This is a genomic window from Caproicibacterium sp. BJN0003, assembly GCF_026314295.1.
In the GTDB taxonomy this organism is placed as follows: domain Bacteria; phylum Bacillota; class Clostridia; order Oscillospirales; family Acutalibacteraceae; genus Caproicibacterium.
Window position 1 is genome coordinate 1,945,087 of record NZ_CP111108.1, and the last position, 17,284, is coordinate 1,962,370.

The following is a 17,284-nucleotide window of genomic DNA, read 5'->3' on the forward strand; positions in this document are numbered from 1 at the left end:
TTACTTAAGTATTGACATCATTTTTCTATGGAACTATATTTAAACTATAAATGTTAAAACGCTTATTTTAGGAAAGAAAATTAATATCAAATTTAAAAGACACTCATGGTCCTGTTATTAAACTTGAGCCTACAAAAGGAAAAAATCGTCCAAAAGATAAAGATAAACCATGGAGAAAGGAGCACAGCGATACGGAAACTTCTTGTAAGTAAGCCAAAAAATCAGAATCACTTTCTATGTACAGTCTCAAGGTATTCTCACCTTGTATAATGGCATAAATACAAGTAAAGAGTCCCGTGACTGTAATACTTTATTGTCAAATAACAACATTTTAAATAATATGGAGGCCAGATGCAATGAACAATTTTGATTACCATATTCCAACCGACGTGTATTTTGGAAAAGGCCAAATCAACAAGCTTGGACAGAGGATGTCCTCTATTGCAAAGAAAGTACTTCTCGTCTATGGCGGTGGAAGTATCAAAAAAATAGGCCTGTATAATCAGATCATGGAACAGCTGAAACAAGCAGGAATCACGGTATTTGAACTTGCCGGTGTTGAACCTAATCCACGGATCCAGACCGTAAAAAAAGGAGTTGCAATCTGCAAACAGGAAGGCATTGAAGGCATTCTTGCGGCTGGCGGCGGCAGTACAATAGACTGTGCCAAAGTTGTTTCGGCAGGCGCCTGCTATGATGGGGACCCATGGGATCTCGTCCTAGACAGCAATAAAATCAAAAAAGTGCTTCCTATTGCCGCCATACTTACTCTAGCGGCCACTGGTTCCGAAATGGACGGTTTTGCAGTTATCTCGGATATGGATAAAAACGAAAAATGGGGTACCGGAAATGAATTAACGAAGCCGGTATTTTCAATTATGGACCCGCAGTACACGTTCAGCGTTTCCAAATATCAAACTGCTGCAGGATCTTCCGATATCATGAGTCATACTTTCGAAAACTATTTTAATAACACAAAAGGAGCTTTTCTCCAAGCACGCATCGCAGAAGGTATTCTTAAGACTGTCATAAAATATGCACCGATTGCAGTCGAACATCCTGATGACTATGAAGCTCGCGCAAATCTCATGTGGGCGTCCAGTTTGGCAATTAACGGTCTGATCAGTTATGGAGAAGGCACAGCATGGACTGTACATCCTATGGAGCATGAACTGAGCGCATTCTATGATATAACTCATGGTGCAGGGCTTGCCCTTTTGACTCCGTATTGGATGGAATATATTCTCAGTGAGAAAACTGTCGGCAAGTTTGCGGAATATGGTGTAAATGTGTGGGGGATTGATTCATCCAAAGAACCAATGGCTATCGCAAAGGAAGCTATCGCGAAAACCAGAGAGTTCTTTAACATGATTGGAATGCCTAGCCACCTCAAAGAACTTGGCATTGATCAGACTCACTTTGACATCATGTCTGAAAAGGCTGCCAATGGTGGACTTGCATATGGATTTGTGCCGCTTTCCAAAAAAGACGTTAAAAAAATATACACCATGGCTTTATAAGAATCAAAAAAATCTCCAGCCATTCTAAAGGACGGCTGGAGATTTTTTTATTGTTAATAACATTCAATTGTTGTTATGTTAAATGGTACAAATCGCGATAAAGTTTCGTACAAAGTGTTTCATTTTATGGAAGTTAAGAGTATTATTAACGCAATAAAGAACTGTTTTACAAGGAGAAAGTTATGCTAAAATATGAAGAAAAGCTTCATTTTGATAAATACTATAATAAATTGCAATCATCCAGCGTACTTCACAAAGTCATAAGTTTAGTTTGCGATGTTGCAGGATATATTGTACTTTATTATTTTATCAAATATATTTTCATCTCTTTACCAGATTTTCGTCCATGGAACAACTTTATGCCCTGGTTTTCTTTGGGCGGAGTATTATTTTCAAAAATTGATTTGATCTATTTTACATACGGACTGATTCTTATCTGTTATGGCACCATGAAGCTTTCAAAAATAACGATGGAGAATCATAGCGTAAGAAACGAAAAAAGTAATACCCCAGAAAGACTACTGGTAACCGGATATTATGCAAAAGTTCGTCATCCGATGTATGGGACTTTCATAATACTGCAAGCTGGTTTTATGCTTTCTCTGCGCTCTTTAGGCGGAATAATCATTGCATGCATTATTTTTGCCTTTCAATATGTGAATGCGGCTGTCGAAGAAAAGAGACTGCTCCTTCCCACTTTTGGTGAAGAATATAAAACTTATGTTCAGAATGTTGGGCGTATGCTTTTAACAAGGTTTGAAGTTGTAGCTCTTTCTTTAATTATGTTACTTAGTGCTGTTGGCTTCCTATTTTGAGCAAAGGAAGCAATTTGGATGACATTTTGAACACTTTGGCTAACAATATACAGTCAACAAATCGTTTGAAATATTTTAGGTGGTGAAAATATATGTATGAACGATTATTAGATAAAAATGTTTCCCCTTCTGAAGATTTTATCAAAAAGTATCTTGGAACAGAAAGCTATCATAATTTACTGGAACTTGAAAAATATCTTAATGCCCATTATGATTTAAAAAAAGAAATAAAATTTCCTTTTGGCAATAGCTATGGTTGGGGCTACAAATATAGTCACAAATCGAGCCATTTATGTTATGCTTTTTTTGAATCGGGAGCATTTACAATAACATTGCAACTTGGTGATTCCTGCGTCGCGGCTGTAAACAAGATACTGCCTGATTTATCAGCAAAGGCAAATGAGTTATGGAAAAATCGCTATCATTGCGGTAAACAGGGTGGCTGGATTCATTACAGAGTTATTAGTCCCGATGAACTAAGCGATATTTTTTCCTTGATTGCGGCAAAGAAGAAAGCAGCCAAGTAATTATCAAAATTTCAATACACATAGCAAAAAAGAAACGGCTGATCATTAATTTTATAAGGTAGTGGGTATTTTGGAAAATGCAAATCGACTTAATATTCTCTGGACAAACGCAGATATTCTGACCTCTGACAAAATGGTAATGATGTATGCGACAAACAGTATATTGGAACATTGGTGGGACGCAGTAACCGTCATTATCTGGGGTGCTACTGCTAAGTTAGTTGCAGAAAATGAGTTTATTCAGAACAAAATCAAAATTGCCCAAAATGTAGGTGTACATTTTTCAGCATGTAAGGCATGTGCAGAACAATTAGGGGTATATGATAAACTTGTTGATCTTGGCATAGATGTCCTCTATTGGGGCGAGGGATTGACGAATATTCTTAAGAATGAAGAAAAATTGATTACAATTTAATAAGTTATTATGACAAAGTCGGGAAAACATGGGATAAAGATTGAGCTTCGGATTATATTTAAACTCAGTAGCGAAAAAAAGATTTGATTATTCAATAATTCATACAGAAAGGTGACTATGATTTGGAACATAAAAGCATTCATTCTGAGAATGGAGATGTACACTACTGGATTCAGAGGAATAAAGACAGTGCTGCAAGATGTATTGTCTTTACACATGGTGTAACTGCCGACCATACCATGTTTGAAAAGCAGATTGATTATTTTGAACGCAAATATACGATAATTACATGGGATATTCCTTTACATGGATTGTCACGGCCATATCAAGATTTTACATATCGGCAAACTGCGATAGAGTTAAAAGCCATACTGGATAAAGAGAAAATTGACACCGCGATTCTGGTTGGAATGTCTTTGGGCGGATATCCATGTCAGATGTTTGCTACTTTGTTTCCAGACATGGTAGCAGGGTTTGTTGCACTGGATACAACCCCTTTTGGACTTGCGTACTACTCAAAAACCGATTTGTGGTGGTTAAAACGAGTTAAACCAATAGCAAAATTGTTTCCCGGTAATGTACTGCGCAAAAGTATGGCCAAATCAGTCTCAAAAACAAAATATTCGTATGAAAAGATGATGGAAATACTAAAATCATCTACAAAAGAACAGATCATTGAACAGATGGATATTGCTTATGGAAAATTTCCTACTGAAAACAGAGATGTGAATTTTTCCTTTCCTGTGTTGATATTGCTGGGTGAAAACGATCATACCGGAAAAGTAAAGCAATACTGTCAGGCGTGGGCAGCCAAAACCGGGTATCCGATGCATATTATCAAAAATGCCAAACATTTTTCAAATGGTGATAACTGCAACCAAGTCAATGCGGAAATCGAAACCTTCATTAACTCATTATAAAAACTCTGTTCGAACTTCGTAGTTTATTTATTAATTTCAATTTTTCAAACCTTAATAAAGACAATAACACTATTCATACAACAAGCGGACACCCATAAAAAATGGGTGTCCGCTTGTCTAAATTAGACTAAAATAATTTAGCGATTGATGTGCAAATGTCTCTTCCGGAAAATCAGGAAAAGCAATACCGCCGCTGATGAAATTACGGCAATCCATGTGAGAAATATCTGCGTACCGCTACCACCCGTTTTAGAATTGGATGCCGCAGAAGACAGCGTCTGAGAGGATAGCATACTTCTGGAAACGGATGTATCATCAAAGGACGAGCTGTTTTTAGAGGATGTGCCATACGGCGATGCAACCTCAGAAGATGAATCATTTGTTCTTGTAGCTTCGGGCAGATCACTTTGTTCTGCAAATGTTGTCATGATCGAACGGTCTTTTGGGACCTCTGAAGAAGTATATAATTTGCTGTTTCCGTCACCATTCGTCAAAACACCGCCTGACGATGTGCTGTCAGGAGATGAACTATTTGTCCTTGTGGCTCCGGGCAGATCGCTCTGTTTTGCAAATGTTACAATAATTGAATGGCTTTTTCCGACTTCTGAAAAAGTATATGATTTGCTGTTTCCATCACCACTCGTCAAAGCACTGTCATCAATCAATACGTCGTCTACGAAAACTTCGTCAACAGCACAGCCTTGGTCCGGGGTCAGGATATAAGTCTGGTTTTCGCCGGGATTAACAGCAGTTGAGCCGGAGGGCGATATACTGCCTCCGCTTCCCGCAGTAGCAAAAATTTTATAATGTGAATCGACATTTACTGTTATCGGAGGACTTGCAAAATCAGACAGATGATCACCGTTGACCTGCTCGGAAAAAAGCTTGAGTTTGTCTCTGCTGCTATCAAAATCGAGAGGAAGCGTAACTTGAACGGTACCTTCGGAGTCGACTGCATTCGGCACCGATTTTAGCCGCCCATAATAAATCAGTTTGCCGCTTTCGTCCATAATCATTGCACTGACATATTGGTTTGCTCCGGTCGTTGCGCCCGAATATCCAATAGAAACGGTGTCTCCGCCCCAACCACTTACGCTGTTTGTTTTAAGCGACAGCTGCTGCGTAGAATTCAAAAATGTAAATTTTAATGTGCCGGCAGCAGGAACTGGCTCTGAAAGTTTCGCTCCCGTTGTGTTTGATTTTCCTCCCACATCAGAAGAAATAAGAAAAACAGAAGATAAATCTAAAATGCATGCGGGCCGAATGTAATTGACGTTACTGTATTTATCTAAATTTATTGTATTTATATAGTCGATAATATCAACGCCCCAGCCAACTTCCGAACGAAGCCACCAGCCGGCACATCCCGTAGTATCTACAGGGATGACCCCATGAATGTTTATATATTCCATTTCGCTTAGCGGCCATAAATACTGATTTACCGCTTTGGGATGTATATCATCTAACGTGCGGCTTTTTATAAACTCTTTTTCACGACTGTCAAAACTGTTCAAAAGTTTAATCAGCCTGGACTGTAGATTGCTTCCGTTATAAGCGAGATTAGAGCCTCTTGGTGTTCCATCGTTATAATACAAATTTCGTCCATCGTCAAAGACTGTGGTTCCCTGCGTCTCTTTTGTCAGCAGCGTCATCGTTTCCTTTTCTGATACCACGCCATCGCCATTGTAGGCAATCACATACCACTCCCTGCCTCCAAATTCGACACTTGTGCATGTTGTATGATCACTTTTCATGATCGAAATAGCTGGCATACCCGATTGAACATACTCTGCGGCCTTGGCCGTAACAGGAAACAGTACCGGAATAGCCACCAAAAAGCAAATTACAAATGTCAGAATTACGATTTTTTTTATTTTGTATTTCATGGTTTATCATCCCTGCCAATTGTTATTAAATAGCTTCCCTACTGGTTTCTTTATCGCACTTTTTGCTCATGGATAACACAATCCATGATTTAAACTATAATAACATCCAATTGCTGGACACTAAATAATGTATTTTCAATTTTTGAAATTCAGTATATAATAATTTAAGATTATTTTTAAAACCAAATTCAGTGACTTTGTTTAGTGACTACAGATAGTATATTCTAATTCAAAATAAAAAGCAAGAAGGGATTTCATGCGAAAAGAAAAGATGACCGCCCGAAAAATTCAGGCAGCTGAATCTAAACAGAAAATATTCAAATGCGCCGACGAGCTTTTTCGCAAATATGGCTTTGAGGATGTGACCGTAGATGACATCATGGAAAAGGCAGGCATGTCAAAAGGGGCATTTTATGTTCATTTTTCTTCTAAAGACGCGTTGCTGACCTCCTATATTTCAGAATATGTCAATCAAGCAGACATGAGTTATGAAACAATCTTAAAATCTTCTTCCGATGATACTGCGGTCTCGGATATTTTACTTAAAATTGTTACGCAAATTGCCGACAATATTACGGAAAATGTCGGGTATGACCGAATCAAGATTGCCTATCGCATTCAGTTGGAAAAAACGGTCGATACCGATATGCTGCTCAACCATGATCGACAGATTTACCGAACGTTTAGCGCTCTAATTGGACGAGGAATGCAGAAGGGAGAATTCAGAACGAACATACCCGCAGAAATCGTTGCCGATCATCTGATCATGGCCATGCGGGGAGCCACTTATGAATGGTGCATCCGGTATCCTGATTTCAATTTAAAAAGTCATTTGCTCCAACATTTTCAAATACTTCTGTGCGGAATTAAAAAAAGGTAGCACTTTTGGTTTCAAGACATCTTTTTTATGTTCCATTCTAAGCCAACAATGCAGCGCTGGCTAATCAAGTTTTAGACATCAGTTTATGTCTAAAAGGACTCATAGAAGCATAACATGCACTTGTCCGACTTGCGTCAAGCAGGCTGCCACAGTAGAAAGCGGCAGCTCTTTGTTCTCTCATTTTTGGTACGGAGCCTATTTATTTTTTAATTCTTAAACTGCTTTTTTGTCGAGTTTCTTTAGGCCGGTATAAACTTAAAATACGGACAATCAACGAATTTTAGCAAAATATAAAACTTACCCATTAACAGGGTTCTTCCCACCAACCAAATGCAACACTTCCAAGAATTTTTTCGCTGTTCGTTTCTGGCGGGATACAGTTTACTAAAAAATTACCGCCTGGAGGACAGATAAACTTTCCGTCTTCCTCAGCCACAATCGTTGTTTCAGCAGGACAACGGCGTCCGTATATAGGCATTCCGGCTAAAGGCTCCGTATCAACGTTTTCCGCATACAGAAAACCAACTTTGGGTTTTGGCGGCGGACATAATGCCGTATTAGACGGACTTTGCATATTTGTTAGCTTTGCCGTTCCAGCAGTTATCGCATTTAACCAAACCTGAATGGAAAAAGGAATCTCACTGACATTGGTAACAGTAAAGACATTGACAAAAAGTAAAACCCCGGAATTCTTTGGGTTAAAAAGTCCTGCCCAAGCATACTTACCGTCGCCGAATTCTTCACGGCTACCACCGACAAAATACTTGCCCTGAATGGATTTGTATAATGACATCGCACATGCTGGCTTACAAGATGAAAAGTTAAACATGAATTTTCTCCTTTTTGTTACATAGTTAGCCATACCACATAATATTAACTATTTCGAAAACTGGTTCACCTGAATCGAAGACTTTTCATCCATACAGCTTTATGGGAAGTTATTAGCAAACTCAGAGAACTAACTTCTGGTACAAACTTCCTAATTTATCTACTTAATTTTACATACCATTATGTAGGCAGAATAAAGATAGAAGTGAATCATAAGATTGAGAGGATTGAAAACAGCCATGAAAATCACAGTCATAAATGGTACGCCGCAAAAAGGTGTTACATATCACATGAAGGAAATGTTTCTTGACCATCTAAGGGACGGAAATGAGATTACAGAGTTCTATCCTGAAGACATACCGCCCTTCTGCGTCGGATGTAAGACTTGTTTTCTTCGGGGAGAGCAACTATGCCCGCACACAGCGAAAACGATGCCAATCTGGGAAGCTATGCTGAAATCCGATCTATTGGTGTTTGCCTATCCTGTATATGCACTTAGAGCTCCAGCATCGATTAAATCACTGCTGGATCATCTCTGTGTCCATTGGATGGTTCACAGACCCGACACTCAAATGTTTTCCAAGACGGCGGTAATTCTCACAAACAGCGTTGGCGCTCCCAATGGCTCAGCGCAAAAGGATGTCAAGACGAGTCTTTCATGGATGGGCGTCTCCAACGTTTACACTTGCGGAGCCGGTATGATGGGCGATGTTATATGGGACAAAATTTCGGATGAACACGTCAAAATGCTGGAAAGAAAAACAGCCAAGATGTATGAAAAGATTAGGGACCTGAAGCCACAGCGTATGAAGTTACGAGAACGGGCTAAATTTTTCGTCTGCAAACAGATCCACAAAATGGCACTCAAAAGTGAAAATACGCCAAGCCTTGACAATCAGCATTATATAGATCACGGATGGATAAAAGCAAAGTAAGTACCAATATGAGTGAGGAATTATATAACTTGCAGCAAGAAAATCTAAATTTTCAAACAATCAGTGAGTTTAAATGGTGTATGAAAGCTCACGGAGAACTTGAATTCATGTGGAAAAATAAATTTTACAGCATTACACATCCTAATGGAAAAATCAGCATTTGCCAAGGGGATCATTATGCTGAAGCCTTTGATGCCGAAACTTCTGATGAGATTTTGGATTTTTTAATTGATGGCGTAAAGCTTCGCGACATTATTACAAAGGTAACGGTAATAGATAGAACGGTTTAAAATATTTTTTAAGTAGCAAATGATAGTTATAAATGGATGATTTATAACTCCAATCACCTCCATCACGCAAAAAACGGCATTACTTTCTTTAAGGAAGTAATGCCGTTTTTCTTATTTGTATGATTGATATAATCCCGTAAGAAAATAATCTGTTACGTAACAGGATAAAAATTTATAATTACGGCTTTTAGTTCTTCAGCTCCACCAGAGGTATAGATATGTTTCGCTGATGCAGTAAAACATATTGTGTCATCTGGATGAAGATCATAAGTTTTATTATTCACGGTAAGTTGTAAATTTCCTTCCAAAACCATAATATATTCTTGGCTTTTTTCCGAGTGTCCTATTGATGTATAGCTGTAACCTGCATCAAGTTCAATTTGAAAAAGCTCGAAATTTCGCTGAGGGTTATTGGGATAATAACAGAATATCCTATAATGTTTATCATCTCCCGTTTGCATAGCAATCTCTGATTTTTTCACAATAATAGTGTCATCTTCCCGTTGCTGGAGAAGCGCAGTATATGGAACTTTCAGACCATTTGCAATTTTCCAGATGGTATTTATTGTTGGATTAGTATCCCCTTTTTCAATTTGGGACAGCATCACCTTACTCACTTGGGAGAGTTCGGCAAGCTGTCCCAAACTGAAATTTCGTTCCAATCGCAGTTTTTTCAAATTTTGGGCAATTATTTGATTGACTTCCATTTTGTACTCCTAAAAGCATTGACAAGTATATTAAACGAACGTAAAATATAAATTACAAAATATATTTTACGATTGTTCAATGTTATAGTACAATATTGAAGCAGGGAGTTCAACAAAAAGATGGAAAAAAGCAAAAGAAAATCTTTTCAAAAGGCGTTTATATCGGCCTTTCCACATACAGTTCCCGTCTTAACAGGTTTTTTGATGTTAGGCATAGCCTACGGTGTTCTGATGCAAACAAAAGGTTACGGAACATTATGGGCAGTCCTAATGAGTGCAATCGCCTATTGCGGAAGTATGCAATTTGTTGCAATTACCCTTCTAACAGTCGCCTTTAACCCCTTTCAGGCATTTATGCTTAGTCTGATGGTCAATGCAAGACAATTATTTTATGGGATTTCGATGTTGGACAAATATAAAGGTCTGGGAAAAGCAAAATGTTTTCTGATCTATACTCTTTGCGATGAAACTTTTTCAATTTCTTCCAGTATAACATTGCCCGACGGAGTGAATCGAAAATATTTCTACCTGTCCATTTCACTTCTAAATTACAGTTATTGGGTACTTGGAACTGCCTTGGGCGGAATTGTGGGAAACTTTATCACCTTTAATACAAACGGTCTTGATTTCGTTTTAACCGCCTTATTCGTTGTTCTTTTTCTGGAACAAATGAAAAAGAAGGAAAACCGAATTTCCGGTTTCATTGGCCTTGCAGGAACAATCATTGGTTTAAGTCTATTTGGGGCTAATAATCTTGTAATACCATCTATGCTGATTATTCTGGCTATCCTGCTGGCAGGGAGGAAAAAGATATGTTGTTAACATCAACACAGACGTTTTTGATGATTATAGCGACTGCCTTGGGAGCGATTGTGACAAGGTTTACCCCATTTCTGCTATTCCCCGAAATGAAAGAGCCGCCCAAAGTGATTACATATTTAGGAAAAATTCTTCCGCCTGCTATGATGGGTCTCCTGGTCATCTATTGTTTAAGAAATGTTTCAGTACAAGATTCAGCGCACGGGATTCCGGAACTGATTTCAATTCTGGCTATTATAGCTCTGCAAAAATGGAAAAGCAATGCACTGTTAAGTATCGGAGTCGGAACCGCTCTATATATGTTCTTTGTACAAGTGGTATTTCATTAAGTCAAACTTTTCACACAAAGTACCAAGTAAACGTGCTCGAATTTTGCGTTGGTAAGTATGACTCCATGTAAAACTCTGGACAAGAGAAAGAAGTCTAACACAAATATTGATTTGTAAGGACGGAAACCGTTTTAAAAATGTGAAGATTGTTCACCATAAATATAATTTACGTTTTATTGTTCATTTTAATAACGTTAATAAATACCTAACTACGAAGCAATATAGATACATAAAACAATCCCCCAGTTATCCTTATTTTTTAGGACAGCTGGGGGATTTTATTGTTAATACGTCTTTCAGAGTGTTGTTAAACGATCGCCTTTGATTTCCTCGGCGCTCCATTTAATTAGTGCAAACTTGCCACCTGCATGTTTATCGACACGGTTAATCCATTCAATTTCATTTGCCGCCTTTGCTGCCAGCATAGGGTTCGTTGTGTTCGTACCATATAAAGACTGATTGATAATCCACCATTTAGCAAAAATATTCGCTCGTTTTAAATCTTCCTCTAAGCGAAGCGACTCATATACAGGGGTCGCTTCCGGCAAAGTTACAATCAAAACTTCGGTTTCATTAGATTTAAGCCTTGGAAGAAGTCGTCTCACTGACTCCGGAATTTCTCCTTTGGTCCGCTTAATTTCGTGGTTATAGCTTTGTGTGGATTCCAGCAACAATAAAGTGTGTCCGGTGGGCGCAGTGTCAATCACAACGACCTGATCGTCAGCTTTTTCCACGATCTCTGCAAAAGCACGGAACACAGCTATTTCTTGTGTGCAAGGAGAACGCAAATCTTCCTGTATATAAGCCATATCTTCATCACTCATCCCCGACTCGCGGGCTTTATTCAGCACTTCAGACTGGTATTTTTTCAGTTCTTTGCTTTCATCAATATGGCTCATAGAAATGCCACTTGTTTCGTCCAGCACAAGTTTTAAGTGTGCCGCTGGATCAGTCGTGGTCAAATGGACTTTTTTTCCGCGCTTTGCAAGACCCAGTGCCACTGCAGCGGCAACTGTAGTTTTTCCTACACCACCTTTGCCCATTGTGAAGATAACGCGCTTGCCCTCTGCCGCCAGCTCATCTATGATATTATCCAACGTAAAAACATGAGAAGCATTCAGTTTTTCCGTACATTTGGTCACATGGTCGGCATTCAACAAAGCACGAACATTTTCAAGCCCAGTCACATTATAAGCCCTCAGCGGCACCATGCTAAGCGGTAACGTCTTCAAACTTTCCGGCATCGCATTAAACGCCGCTTGCTGCTTTTCATACAAGCTGGAAGAAAGCGTGTCACTGTACTCTGTCAATACGCCGTTGACAACTAACATTTGATTACGAATTCCAAGTGTAGAAAGCTCACCAGCGGCCCGTTCAGCTTCTTTAAACGGAGCTGTTTCCGGACGCGTTACAAGAATTAATGTAGTCAGATTTCCATCGGCCAATGTTTCCACTGCCTGCTTATAAACTGCTTTTTTGCTTTCCAATCCGGAAAGCTGACCTAAGCAGGATGCACCATGTGTGCTTTCACTAATAAAATTACTCCATGCAGACGGGAGTTGAAGCATACGTAAAGTGTGGCCAGTAGGGGCAGTGTCAAAAATAATATGGTCGTATTCCTGCTGAATTTTTCCATCTGTAATAAAATTTGAAAATTCGTTGAATGCTGCAATCTCTACGGTACATGAGCCAGAAAGCTGTTCTTCCATATTAGTCAAAACCGCAGCCGGAAGCTTACCGCGGTAAGGAGCGATGACGCTTTCCCGATATTCGGCAGCAGCTTGTGTAGGATCCAGATTTGCTACAACCAAGTTCGGTACATCAGGGATCGGAGTTCCTTTGTTTGTCAATTCCATGGAAAAAACGTCTTGCAAATTTGAAGCAGGATCGGTACTAATTAGCAGTACCTTTTTCCCACTATCTGCCAGTGATACAGCTGTAGCGCAGGCCACGCTGGTTTTTCCTACCCCACCCTTACCCGTATAAAAAAGGTACTTTGTAAGTTTGATAGTTTGAGGATCAAAAATATTCATTTCAGCAACAGCCTCCCTTACAGCAGCAACCACCATTTCTTTTTGGATTTCCCGAAGATTTCCCCAGCAGATCAGAAGGCAGATTCAACCACTTTGTAAATTCTGCATTGGTAGGGTATCTTCCAGTCAGAATAATTTTTCCGTCCAATACAGCAATCGGTAAACCGTCCGGCCCTTTAGCGTTGATAAAGTCATTAACAACCTTATTGTTTACAAACTCCTTCGGAGCATTGTTGAGGTTAAAGCGTCCAATCGTTATGCCATGCTTTTTCAACGTTTCAATCACTGTAGAAATACGGAGCAGTTCCGGGTCAACCCCGACACCGCAAAGTCCGGTAGAACAGCACATGGCAGGTTCAAAAATTTGCATTGTTTTCATAAAAATACACTCCTTATTTATTTGTTTTAATTTCTTGGAAACCAATGTTGTGTTTTATTTGCTATCTTGACTAGTAAAAGCATGACTGGTACTTCTGTTAAAACGCCTACAGTAGTGGCAAGCGCAGCGGCAGAACTCGTTCCAAAAAGAGAGATTGCCACAGCGACAGATAATTCAAAGAAATTTGATGCACCAATCATTCCGGCCGGCGCAGAAATAGAATACGGCAGCTTCAAAAGCCAAGCTGCAAAATAAGCAATGAAAAAGATAAAAAATGTCTGAATAACCAGCGGCACAGCAATTAATACAATATGCAGCGGATTACGAATAATCGTTTCTCCTTGAAATGCGAATACCAATACCAGCGTTAGTAACAGCCCGATTGTTGTTACTCCATCGAATTTTTTAACAAATGTATTATTAAAATAGTCCAAGCCCTTTTTCCTGAGTACCAGTGTCCGGGTTAATACCCCGCCAACCAGAGGAATCACTACAAACAGCACCACTGATAAAAACAATGTATCCCAAGGCACCTCAACATCGGAAACGCCCAGCAGAAATTTCACAATTGGAACAAATGCTACTAAAATAATCAGGTCATTGGTTGCTACCTGCACCACTGTATAAGCTGGGTTCCCTTTCGTGAGCGTACTCCAAACAAATACCATCGCTGTACAGGGAGCCGCACCTAGCAATACAGCCCCCGCCAGATATTCCGTTGCAAGTTCCGGCGCAATAAACGCTTTAAAGACCACAAAGAAAAAGAAGGAAGCAATCGCATACATTGTAAAAGGCTTAATGAGCCAATTTGCAATCCATGTGACAAATAAACCTTTTGGATTTTTACCGATATCTTTAATGCTCTGAAAATCGACTTTCATCATCATAGGATAAATCATCAGCCAAATAAGGACTGCCATCGGAATCGATACCTTGGCATATTCAAATCTGTTGAGAAACGTCGGAATTATGGGAAAAAATTTTCCGATAAAAATTCCCACTGCCATACAAAAGATTACCCACAGCGACAAATACTTCTGAAAAAAACCAATCCCTGATTTTTCTGCAGTTTTCAAAATGACCACGCTCCTATCATATAGAAAATTTTCTATATTTCAACTATTTTTTTGTCGGTGTCTATTCCGTCATGGAACATGGCACCGACAATTGGCAACGCTGACAACATATTATTTATGCGTCACCGCTCTTTTTGATGGCATATACAGTCAGACGTTGAAGAAAATATATTCCCTAACTGTTTATAAAATGCTTGCAAGTTATCATTGTTAAGTGAATAGTTCATCCATTTCCCCTCTGGCCGTGCGTTTACAACACCAGCCTCTATTAACACTTTCATATCATGAGAAAGTGTTGGCTGAGTAATATGAAATTCCTCTAAAATCCTACAGGCACAAAGTTCCCCACAGGAAAGCATATCAACAATACGCAGTCGCTTCGGGTCTGCAAGGGCTTTTAAAACTTTTGTACTTTCAATATATTTTTGTTCCATTTTATGGCCTCACATAGAATATTTTCTATATATTAGTATATGCACCAATGAGAAAAAAATCAATACATTTTTTGAAATTTTTTTAAATGATAATGATATAGTGAATTTGTAACACTCTTGTCTAACGGATTACATCCCTAAAAAGGTTACAGCAAGATTGATCCTGATTGAGTAAAAGTATTCACTTTGCAGCTTGTTTTAGAGGTTTTTTACTCTCGTTACGAACAAGCTCAATAAAATAGGCAAAGTATACACTCATATTGGGTGTACGATCATCCCAATATGGACCGGTCAAACGTTCCGGATGAAATTGGGTCCCTATAATAAGTCCGGATTCATGCTCATATGCCTCGATAAGTCCTTCGGGGGAAAAAGCTGTTGCTTTTAATCCGCGGCCAAGTTTTCTGATTGCCTGATGATGGGTACTGTTCACGTTAAATTCTGTCCCGAACAGTTGTGAAAGTACCGGCCCCTCGCAGGCATGGACAGGGTGTCTTAATTGTGGATCCATATGATAAAGCCCCTTTTGAGCAACTAAATCCTGGTACAAATCGCCGCCAAGTAATACATTGATCAGCTGAAAGCCCCGACAAATAGTCAAAATTGGTTTTTTCCTTTTTAAAAATGCCGTAGCTAGCTTTACTTCAAAAGAATCGCGCAATGCGTTGACTTTTACCGTTTCATTCAGAATATCTTCACCATAGAGACTCGGAGATAAATCAGAGCCTCCAGTTAACATCAGTGCATCACAAAAATTCGCCATCTCCTCCGGGCAGTTTTCATTGCAAAGCAAAGGAAGTCCTCCTGCTTCAGCAATTGCATCGGGGTAACTTTTAGGGCTGGCAATCCAACGCATCGGACTGTTTTTTCTATAAATACCGTCTGTTGAAACACAAATTGAAGGATATGAGTTCATAATGATTACCTCTTTTTGACATATTTTTTGTTTTTCAATGCATAGAACTTAAATTGATTAAAAAATCATATTTTATGGCATGGCTCAATTTTAGTTTTTTGCAAAAAATCATTGACATCTATTCTTCTCTAGTTTACAATTTAGAGCTAATAACAACTAATAACGATGGCGTTGCGGGTATTTTCCTGTAGCGCCTTTTTATGTGTTCTTCTCCGCTGTTCTAAAATCAAAATAAAAAATCTTAAAATTTTATTTTAAGTGTTCTTCAAGTTGCAAAATCATTTTTTATGATTTAAAATCAAGATATGGAAACAATTTCAACAAATATATTTCAAAATCATTTAAAAAACCGGTATTTAATAACATTGGGCATAATAATTGTGTAGCAGGAATTAATATGTGCTTGCAGTTACAAACAATATTTATATAGTAGCAGAGTTTTTGTCCGAACGGAAATAGCATTTTTGCATAAAGTTATGTTGCTTTGAGTCTGCCGAAAAAGCTTCAAAAATGATAATGAGAAATTTCGAACTCAAGGGATTCCCCAAAAATTCAAAAGCGTCCTATCAAAAACATTTTTGAAAACTTTTAAGAACGAACTTGTAACGGAATCCGAGTACAAAAATGCTCGTTTTAAAAGCGTTAACTCATATAAAATGGTAATCATATTTCCAACTGTTTCGTAGGTAGGTGTTTATTTTGGATTTTATAAAATTGCAGTATTTTATCAGTACCGCACGCCATTTGAATTTTACGAAGGCCGCAGCTGAATGTCACGTGGCTCAAACAGTTATCAGTCGGCAAATTGCTAGTCTGGAGAAAGAACTTGGTGTTTCCCTGTTTTTCCGCAATAAGCATAAAGTAGAATTAACTCCTATCGGGTCTGATTTTTATCGCGATGCCGTCTACCTTGTTCAGTATCAAAAGTCCATGGTGGATCGACTGAATGGAAAGAAAAACAGTTGCAAGGGCTTTTTAAAAATTGGTGTCGGCCCCTATGAGGAAGAGCTTATTCAAAAACTTTTATTACGTTTTGTAGAAATTTACCCTGAAATTAGTGTAAGCTGCTGGATGTTCTCCTATGACGTTCTTCCGTTTCGATTCAATCGGGATCTAGTTGATGTCGCATTTACCACAAGCCATTGCGCTCGCTTATTTCAACCAGCTCAGATAAAAACGATATATCCTCCTCACTGGATACTAATGGGAAAAAAAGACTTGCCATTTTGGAGCGATCCAGATTCTAATATTCATTCAGAAAATGTAATTGTCCAAGAGGATATGGCAACCGATGCTTTTTTTCAACAATGTACCGTCTCAGGTTTCAATCCAAAGTGTTTTTTAAAGAGCAACTTCTACAACACGCAGCGTCTTATGGCAGATGCTGGTTGTGGACTTGCATTGATTCCAGAATATTGTCGTTTGTCAGAAGATGAACGCAGTGTTCCTCTTCCTATGAAGGGATACATCCCTGATTTTGTTGTCGCGCATAATCCCGAAAATCATAACCCTGCATTGATGGTTTTCTTAAACTATCTGCAGGAAGATGACTTTAGCACTTATCTTAATAGATAA

Annotated in this window: 19 protein-coding genes; 11 read left to right on the plus strand and 8 right to left on the minus strand. The window is 38.8% G+C overall.

Annotated elements, in window-relative coordinates:
- Positions 1 to 356 precede the first annotated feature (356 nt).
- The 5 genes from OP489_RS09715 (at position 357) to OP489_RS09735 (ending at position 4,197) form a co-directional block, all read left to right on the plus strand.
- Positions 357 to 1,520 (plus strand): iron-containing alcohol dehydrogenase, encoded by a 1,164-nt coding sequence (locus tag OP489_RS09715; RefSeq protein WP_266161786.1) that lies wholly within the window; start codon positions 357 to 359, stop codon positions 1,518 to 1,520.
- A 182-nt stretch (positions 1,521 to 1,702) separates the two neighbouring features.
- A complete protein-coding gene (locus OP489_RS09720; RefSeq protein ID WP_266161787.1) occupies positions 1,703 to 2,335 on the plus strand; it encodes a methyltransferase family protein in 633 nt (210 codons plus the stop codon).
- 92 nt (positions 2,336 to 2,427) lie between these two features.
- The gene (locus tag OP489_RS09725) at positions 2,428 to 2,862 is read left to right on the plus strand and encodes a DUF3788 family protein (protein WP_266161789.1); all 435 of its coding nucleotides are present in this window, start codon (positions 2,428 to 2,430) and stop codon (positions 2,860 to 2,862) included.
- 70 nt (positions 2,863 to 2,932) lie between these two features.
- Positions 2,933 to 3,277 carry a DsrE family protein gene (locus tag OP489_RS09730; protein ID WP_266161790.1) on the plus strand — a complete coding sequence of 115 codons (345 nt, stop codon included), beginning with the start codon at positions 2,933 to 2,935 and terminating at the stop codon, positions 3,275 to 3,277.
- A 122-nt stretch (positions 3,278 to 3,399) separates the two neighbouring features.
- Positions 3,400 to 4,197, plus strand: coding sequence for an alpha/beta fold hydrolase (locus OP489_RS09735; RefSeq protein ID WP_266161791.1), 798 nt, complete (start codon positions 3,400 to 3,402; stop codon positions 4,195 to 4,197).
- Between the two features lie 137 nt (positions 4,198 to 4,334).
- Here the strand turns inward: OP489_RS09735 and OP489_RS09740 are convergent, their stop codons facing one another.
- A complete protein-coding gene (locus tag OP489_RS09740; protein WP_266161792.1) occupies positions 4,335 to 6,083 on the minus strand; it encodes a hypothetical protein in 1,749 nt (582 codons plus the stop codon).
- Positions 6,084 to 6,339: 256 nt separating this feature from the next.
- On the opposite strand from OP489_RS09740, the gene OP489_RS09745 reads away from it, so the two are divergent.
- Positions 6,340 to 6,963, plus strand: coding sequence for a TetR/AcrR family transcriptional regulator (locus OP489_RS09745; protein WP_266161793.1), 624 nt, complete (start codon positions 6,340 to 6,342; stop codon positions 6,961 to 6,963).
- Between the two features lie 304 nt (positions 6,964 to 7,267).
- On the opposite strand, the gene OP489_RS09750 is transcribed toward OP489_RS09745, so the two are convergent.
- Positions 7,268 to 7,792, minus strand: a complete 525-nt coding sequence (locus tag OP489_RS09750; protein WP_266161794.1) for a DUF6143 family protein — start codon at positions 7,790 to 7,792, stop codon at positions 7,268 to 7,270.
- Between the two features lie 238 nt (positions 7,793 to 8,030).
- On the opposite strand from OP489_RS09750, the gene OP489_RS09755 reads away from it, so the two are divergent.
- Both OP489_RS09755 and OP489_RS09760 read left to right on the plus strand, forming a co-directional pair.
- Positions 8,031 to 8,726: a flavodoxin family protein gene (locus OP489_RS09755; protein ID WP_266161795.1), complete on the plus strand. Its 696-nt coding sequence runs from the start codon at positions 8,031 to 8,033 to the stop codon at positions 8,724 to 8,726.
- Between the two features lie 29 nt (positions 8,727 to 8,755).
- Positions 8,756 to 9,016: a hypothetical protein gene (locus tag OP489_RS09760; RefSeq protein WP_266161796.1), complete on the plus strand. Its 261-nt coding sequence runs from the start codon at positions 8,756 to 8,758 to the stop codon at positions 9,014 to 9,016.
- A 152-nt stretch (positions 9,017 to 9,168) separates the two neighbouring features.
- On the opposite strand, the gene OP489_RS09765 is transcribed toward OP489_RS09760, so the two are convergent.
- Complete coding sequence (locus OP489_RS09765; RefSeq protein WP_266161797.1) at positions 9,169 to 9,723, minus strand: helix-turn-helix domain-containing protein; 555 nt, start codon at positions 9,721 to 9,723, stop codon at positions 9,169 to 9,171.
- Positions 9,724 to 9,843: 120 nt separating this feature from the next.
- Between OP489_RS09765 and OP489_RS09770 the strand changes: the two genes are divergently transcribed.
- Positions 9,844 to 10,545 (plus strand): AzlC family ABC transporter permease, encoded by a 702-nt coding sequence (locus OP489_RS09770; protein WP_416232449.1) that lies wholly within the window; start codon positions 9,844 to 9,846, stop codon positions 10,543 to 10,545.
- Positions 10,536 to 10,871, plus strand: coding sequence for a branched-chain amino acid transporter permease (locus OP489_RS09775; RefSeq protein WP_266161799.1), 336 nt, complete (start codon positions 10,536 to 10,538; stop codon positions 10,869 to 10,871). The genes OP489_RS09770 and OP489_RS09775 overlap by 10 nt, the downstream gene beginning before the upstream one ends.
- Before the next feature lie 296 nt (positions 10,872 to 11,167).
- On the opposite strand, the gene arsA is transcribed toward OP489_RS09775, so the two are convergent.
- The 5 genes from arsA to OP489_RS09800 form a co-directional block, all read right to left on the minus strand.
- Positions 11,168 to 12,904, minus strand: coding sequence for an arsenical pump-driving ATPase (gene arsA, locus OP489_RS09780; protein ID WP_266161800.1), 1,737 nt, complete (start codon positions 12,902 to 12,904; stop codon positions 11,168 to 11,170).
- Between the two features lies 1 nt (position 12,905).
- Positions 12,906 to 13,283 (minus strand): arsenite efflux transporter metallochaperone ArsD, encoded by a 378-nt coding sequence (gene arsD, locus OP489_RS09785; RefSeq protein ID WP_266161801.1) that lies wholly within the window; start codon positions 13,281 to 13,283, stop codon positions 12,906 to 12,908.
- A gap of 26 nt (positions 13,284 to 13,309) precedes the next feature.
- Positions 13,310 to 14,359, minus strand: coding sequence for an ACR3 family arsenite efflux transporter (arsB, locus tag OP489_RS09790; protein ID WP_323135408.1), 1,050 nt, complete (start codon positions 14,357 to 14,359; stop codon positions 13,310 to 13,312).
- A 122-nt stretch (positions 14,360 to 14,481) separates the two neighbouring features.
- Complete coding sequence (locus OP489_RS09795; RefSeq protein WP_266161803.1) at positions 14,482 to 14,793, minus strand: ArsR/SmtB family transcription factor; 312 nt, start codon at positions 14,791 to 14,793, stop codon at positions 14,482 to 14,484.
- A gap of 181 nt (positions 14,794 to 14,974) precedes the next feature.
- Positions 14,975 to 15,709 (minus strand): gamma-glutamyl-gamma-aminobutyrate hydrolase family protein, encoded by a 735-nt coding sequence (locus OP489_RS09800; RefSeq protein ID WP_266161804.1) that lies wholly within the window; start codon positions 15,707 to 15,709, stop codon positions 14,975 to 14,977.
- A 699-nt stretch (positions 15,710 to 16,408) separates the two neighbouring features.
- Here OP489_RS09800 and OP489_RS09805 point away from each other — a divergent pair.
- The gene (locus tag OP489_RS09805) at positions 16,409 to 17,284 is read left to right on the plus strand and encodes a LysR family transcriptional regulator (protein ID WP_266161805.1); all 876 of its coding nucleotides are present in this window, start codon (positions 16,409 to 16,411) and stop codon (positions 17,282 to 17,284) included.

Excerpts from the sequence above, each read along its gene's own strand:
- OP489_RS09715 (WP_266161786.1), top strand. The coding sequence starts at position 357 with ATGAACAATTTTGATTACCATATTCCAACCGACGTGTATTTTGGAAAA.
- OP489_RS09720 (WP_266161787.1), top strand. The coding sequence starts at position 1,703 with ATGCTAAAATATGAAGAAAAGCTTCATTTTGATAAATACTATAATAAA.
- OP489_RS09725 (WP_266161789.1), top strand. The coding sequence starts at position 2,428 with ATGTATGAACGATTATTAGATAAAAATGTTTCCCCTTCTGAAGATTTT.
- OP489_RS09740 (WP_266161792.1), bottom strand. The coding sequence starts at position 6,083 with ATGAAATACAAAATAAAAAAAATCGTAATTCTGACATTTGTAATTTGC.
- OP489_RS09745 (WP_266161793.1), top strand. The coding sequence starts at position 6,340 with ATGCGAAAAGAAAAGATGACCGCCCGAAAAATTCAGGCAGCTGAATCT.
- OP489_RS09750 (WP_266161794.1), bottom strand. The coding sequence starts at position 7,792 with ATGTTTAACTTTTCATCTTGTAAGCCAGCATGTGCGATGTCATTATAC.
- OP489_RS09755 (WP_266161795.1), top strand. The coding sequence starts at position 8,031 with ATGAAAATCACAGTCATAAATGGTACGCCGCAAAAAGGTGTTACATAT.
- OP489_RS09765 (WP_266161797.1), bottom strand. The coding sequence starts at position 9,723 with ATGGAAGTCAATCAAATAATTGCCCAAAATTTGAAAAAACTGCGATTG.
- OP489_RS09770 (WP_416232449.1), top strand. The coding sequence starts at position 9,844 with ATGGAAAAAAGCAAAAGAAAATCTTTTCAAAAGGCGTTTATATCGGCC.
- OP489_RS09775 (WP_266161799.1), top strand. The coding sequence starts at position 10,536 with ATGTTGTTAACATCAACACAGACGTTTTTGATGATTATAGCGACTGCC.
- arsA (WP_266161800.1), bottom strand. The coding sequence starts at position 12,904 with ATGAATATTTTTGATCCTCAAACTATCAAACTTACAAAGTACCTTTTT.
- arsD (WP_266161801.1), bottom strand. The coding sequence starts at position 13,283 with ATGAAAACAATGCAAATTTTTGAACCTGCCATGTGCTGTTCTACCGGA.
- OP489_RS09795 (WP_266161803.1), bottom strand. The coding sequence starts at position 14,793 with ATGGAACAAAAATATATTGAAAGTACAAAAGTTTTAAAAGCCCTTGCA.
- OP489_RS09800 (WP_266161804.1), bottom strand. The coding sequence starts at position 15,709 with ATGAACTCATATCCTTCAATTTGTGTTTCAACAGACGGTATTTATAGA.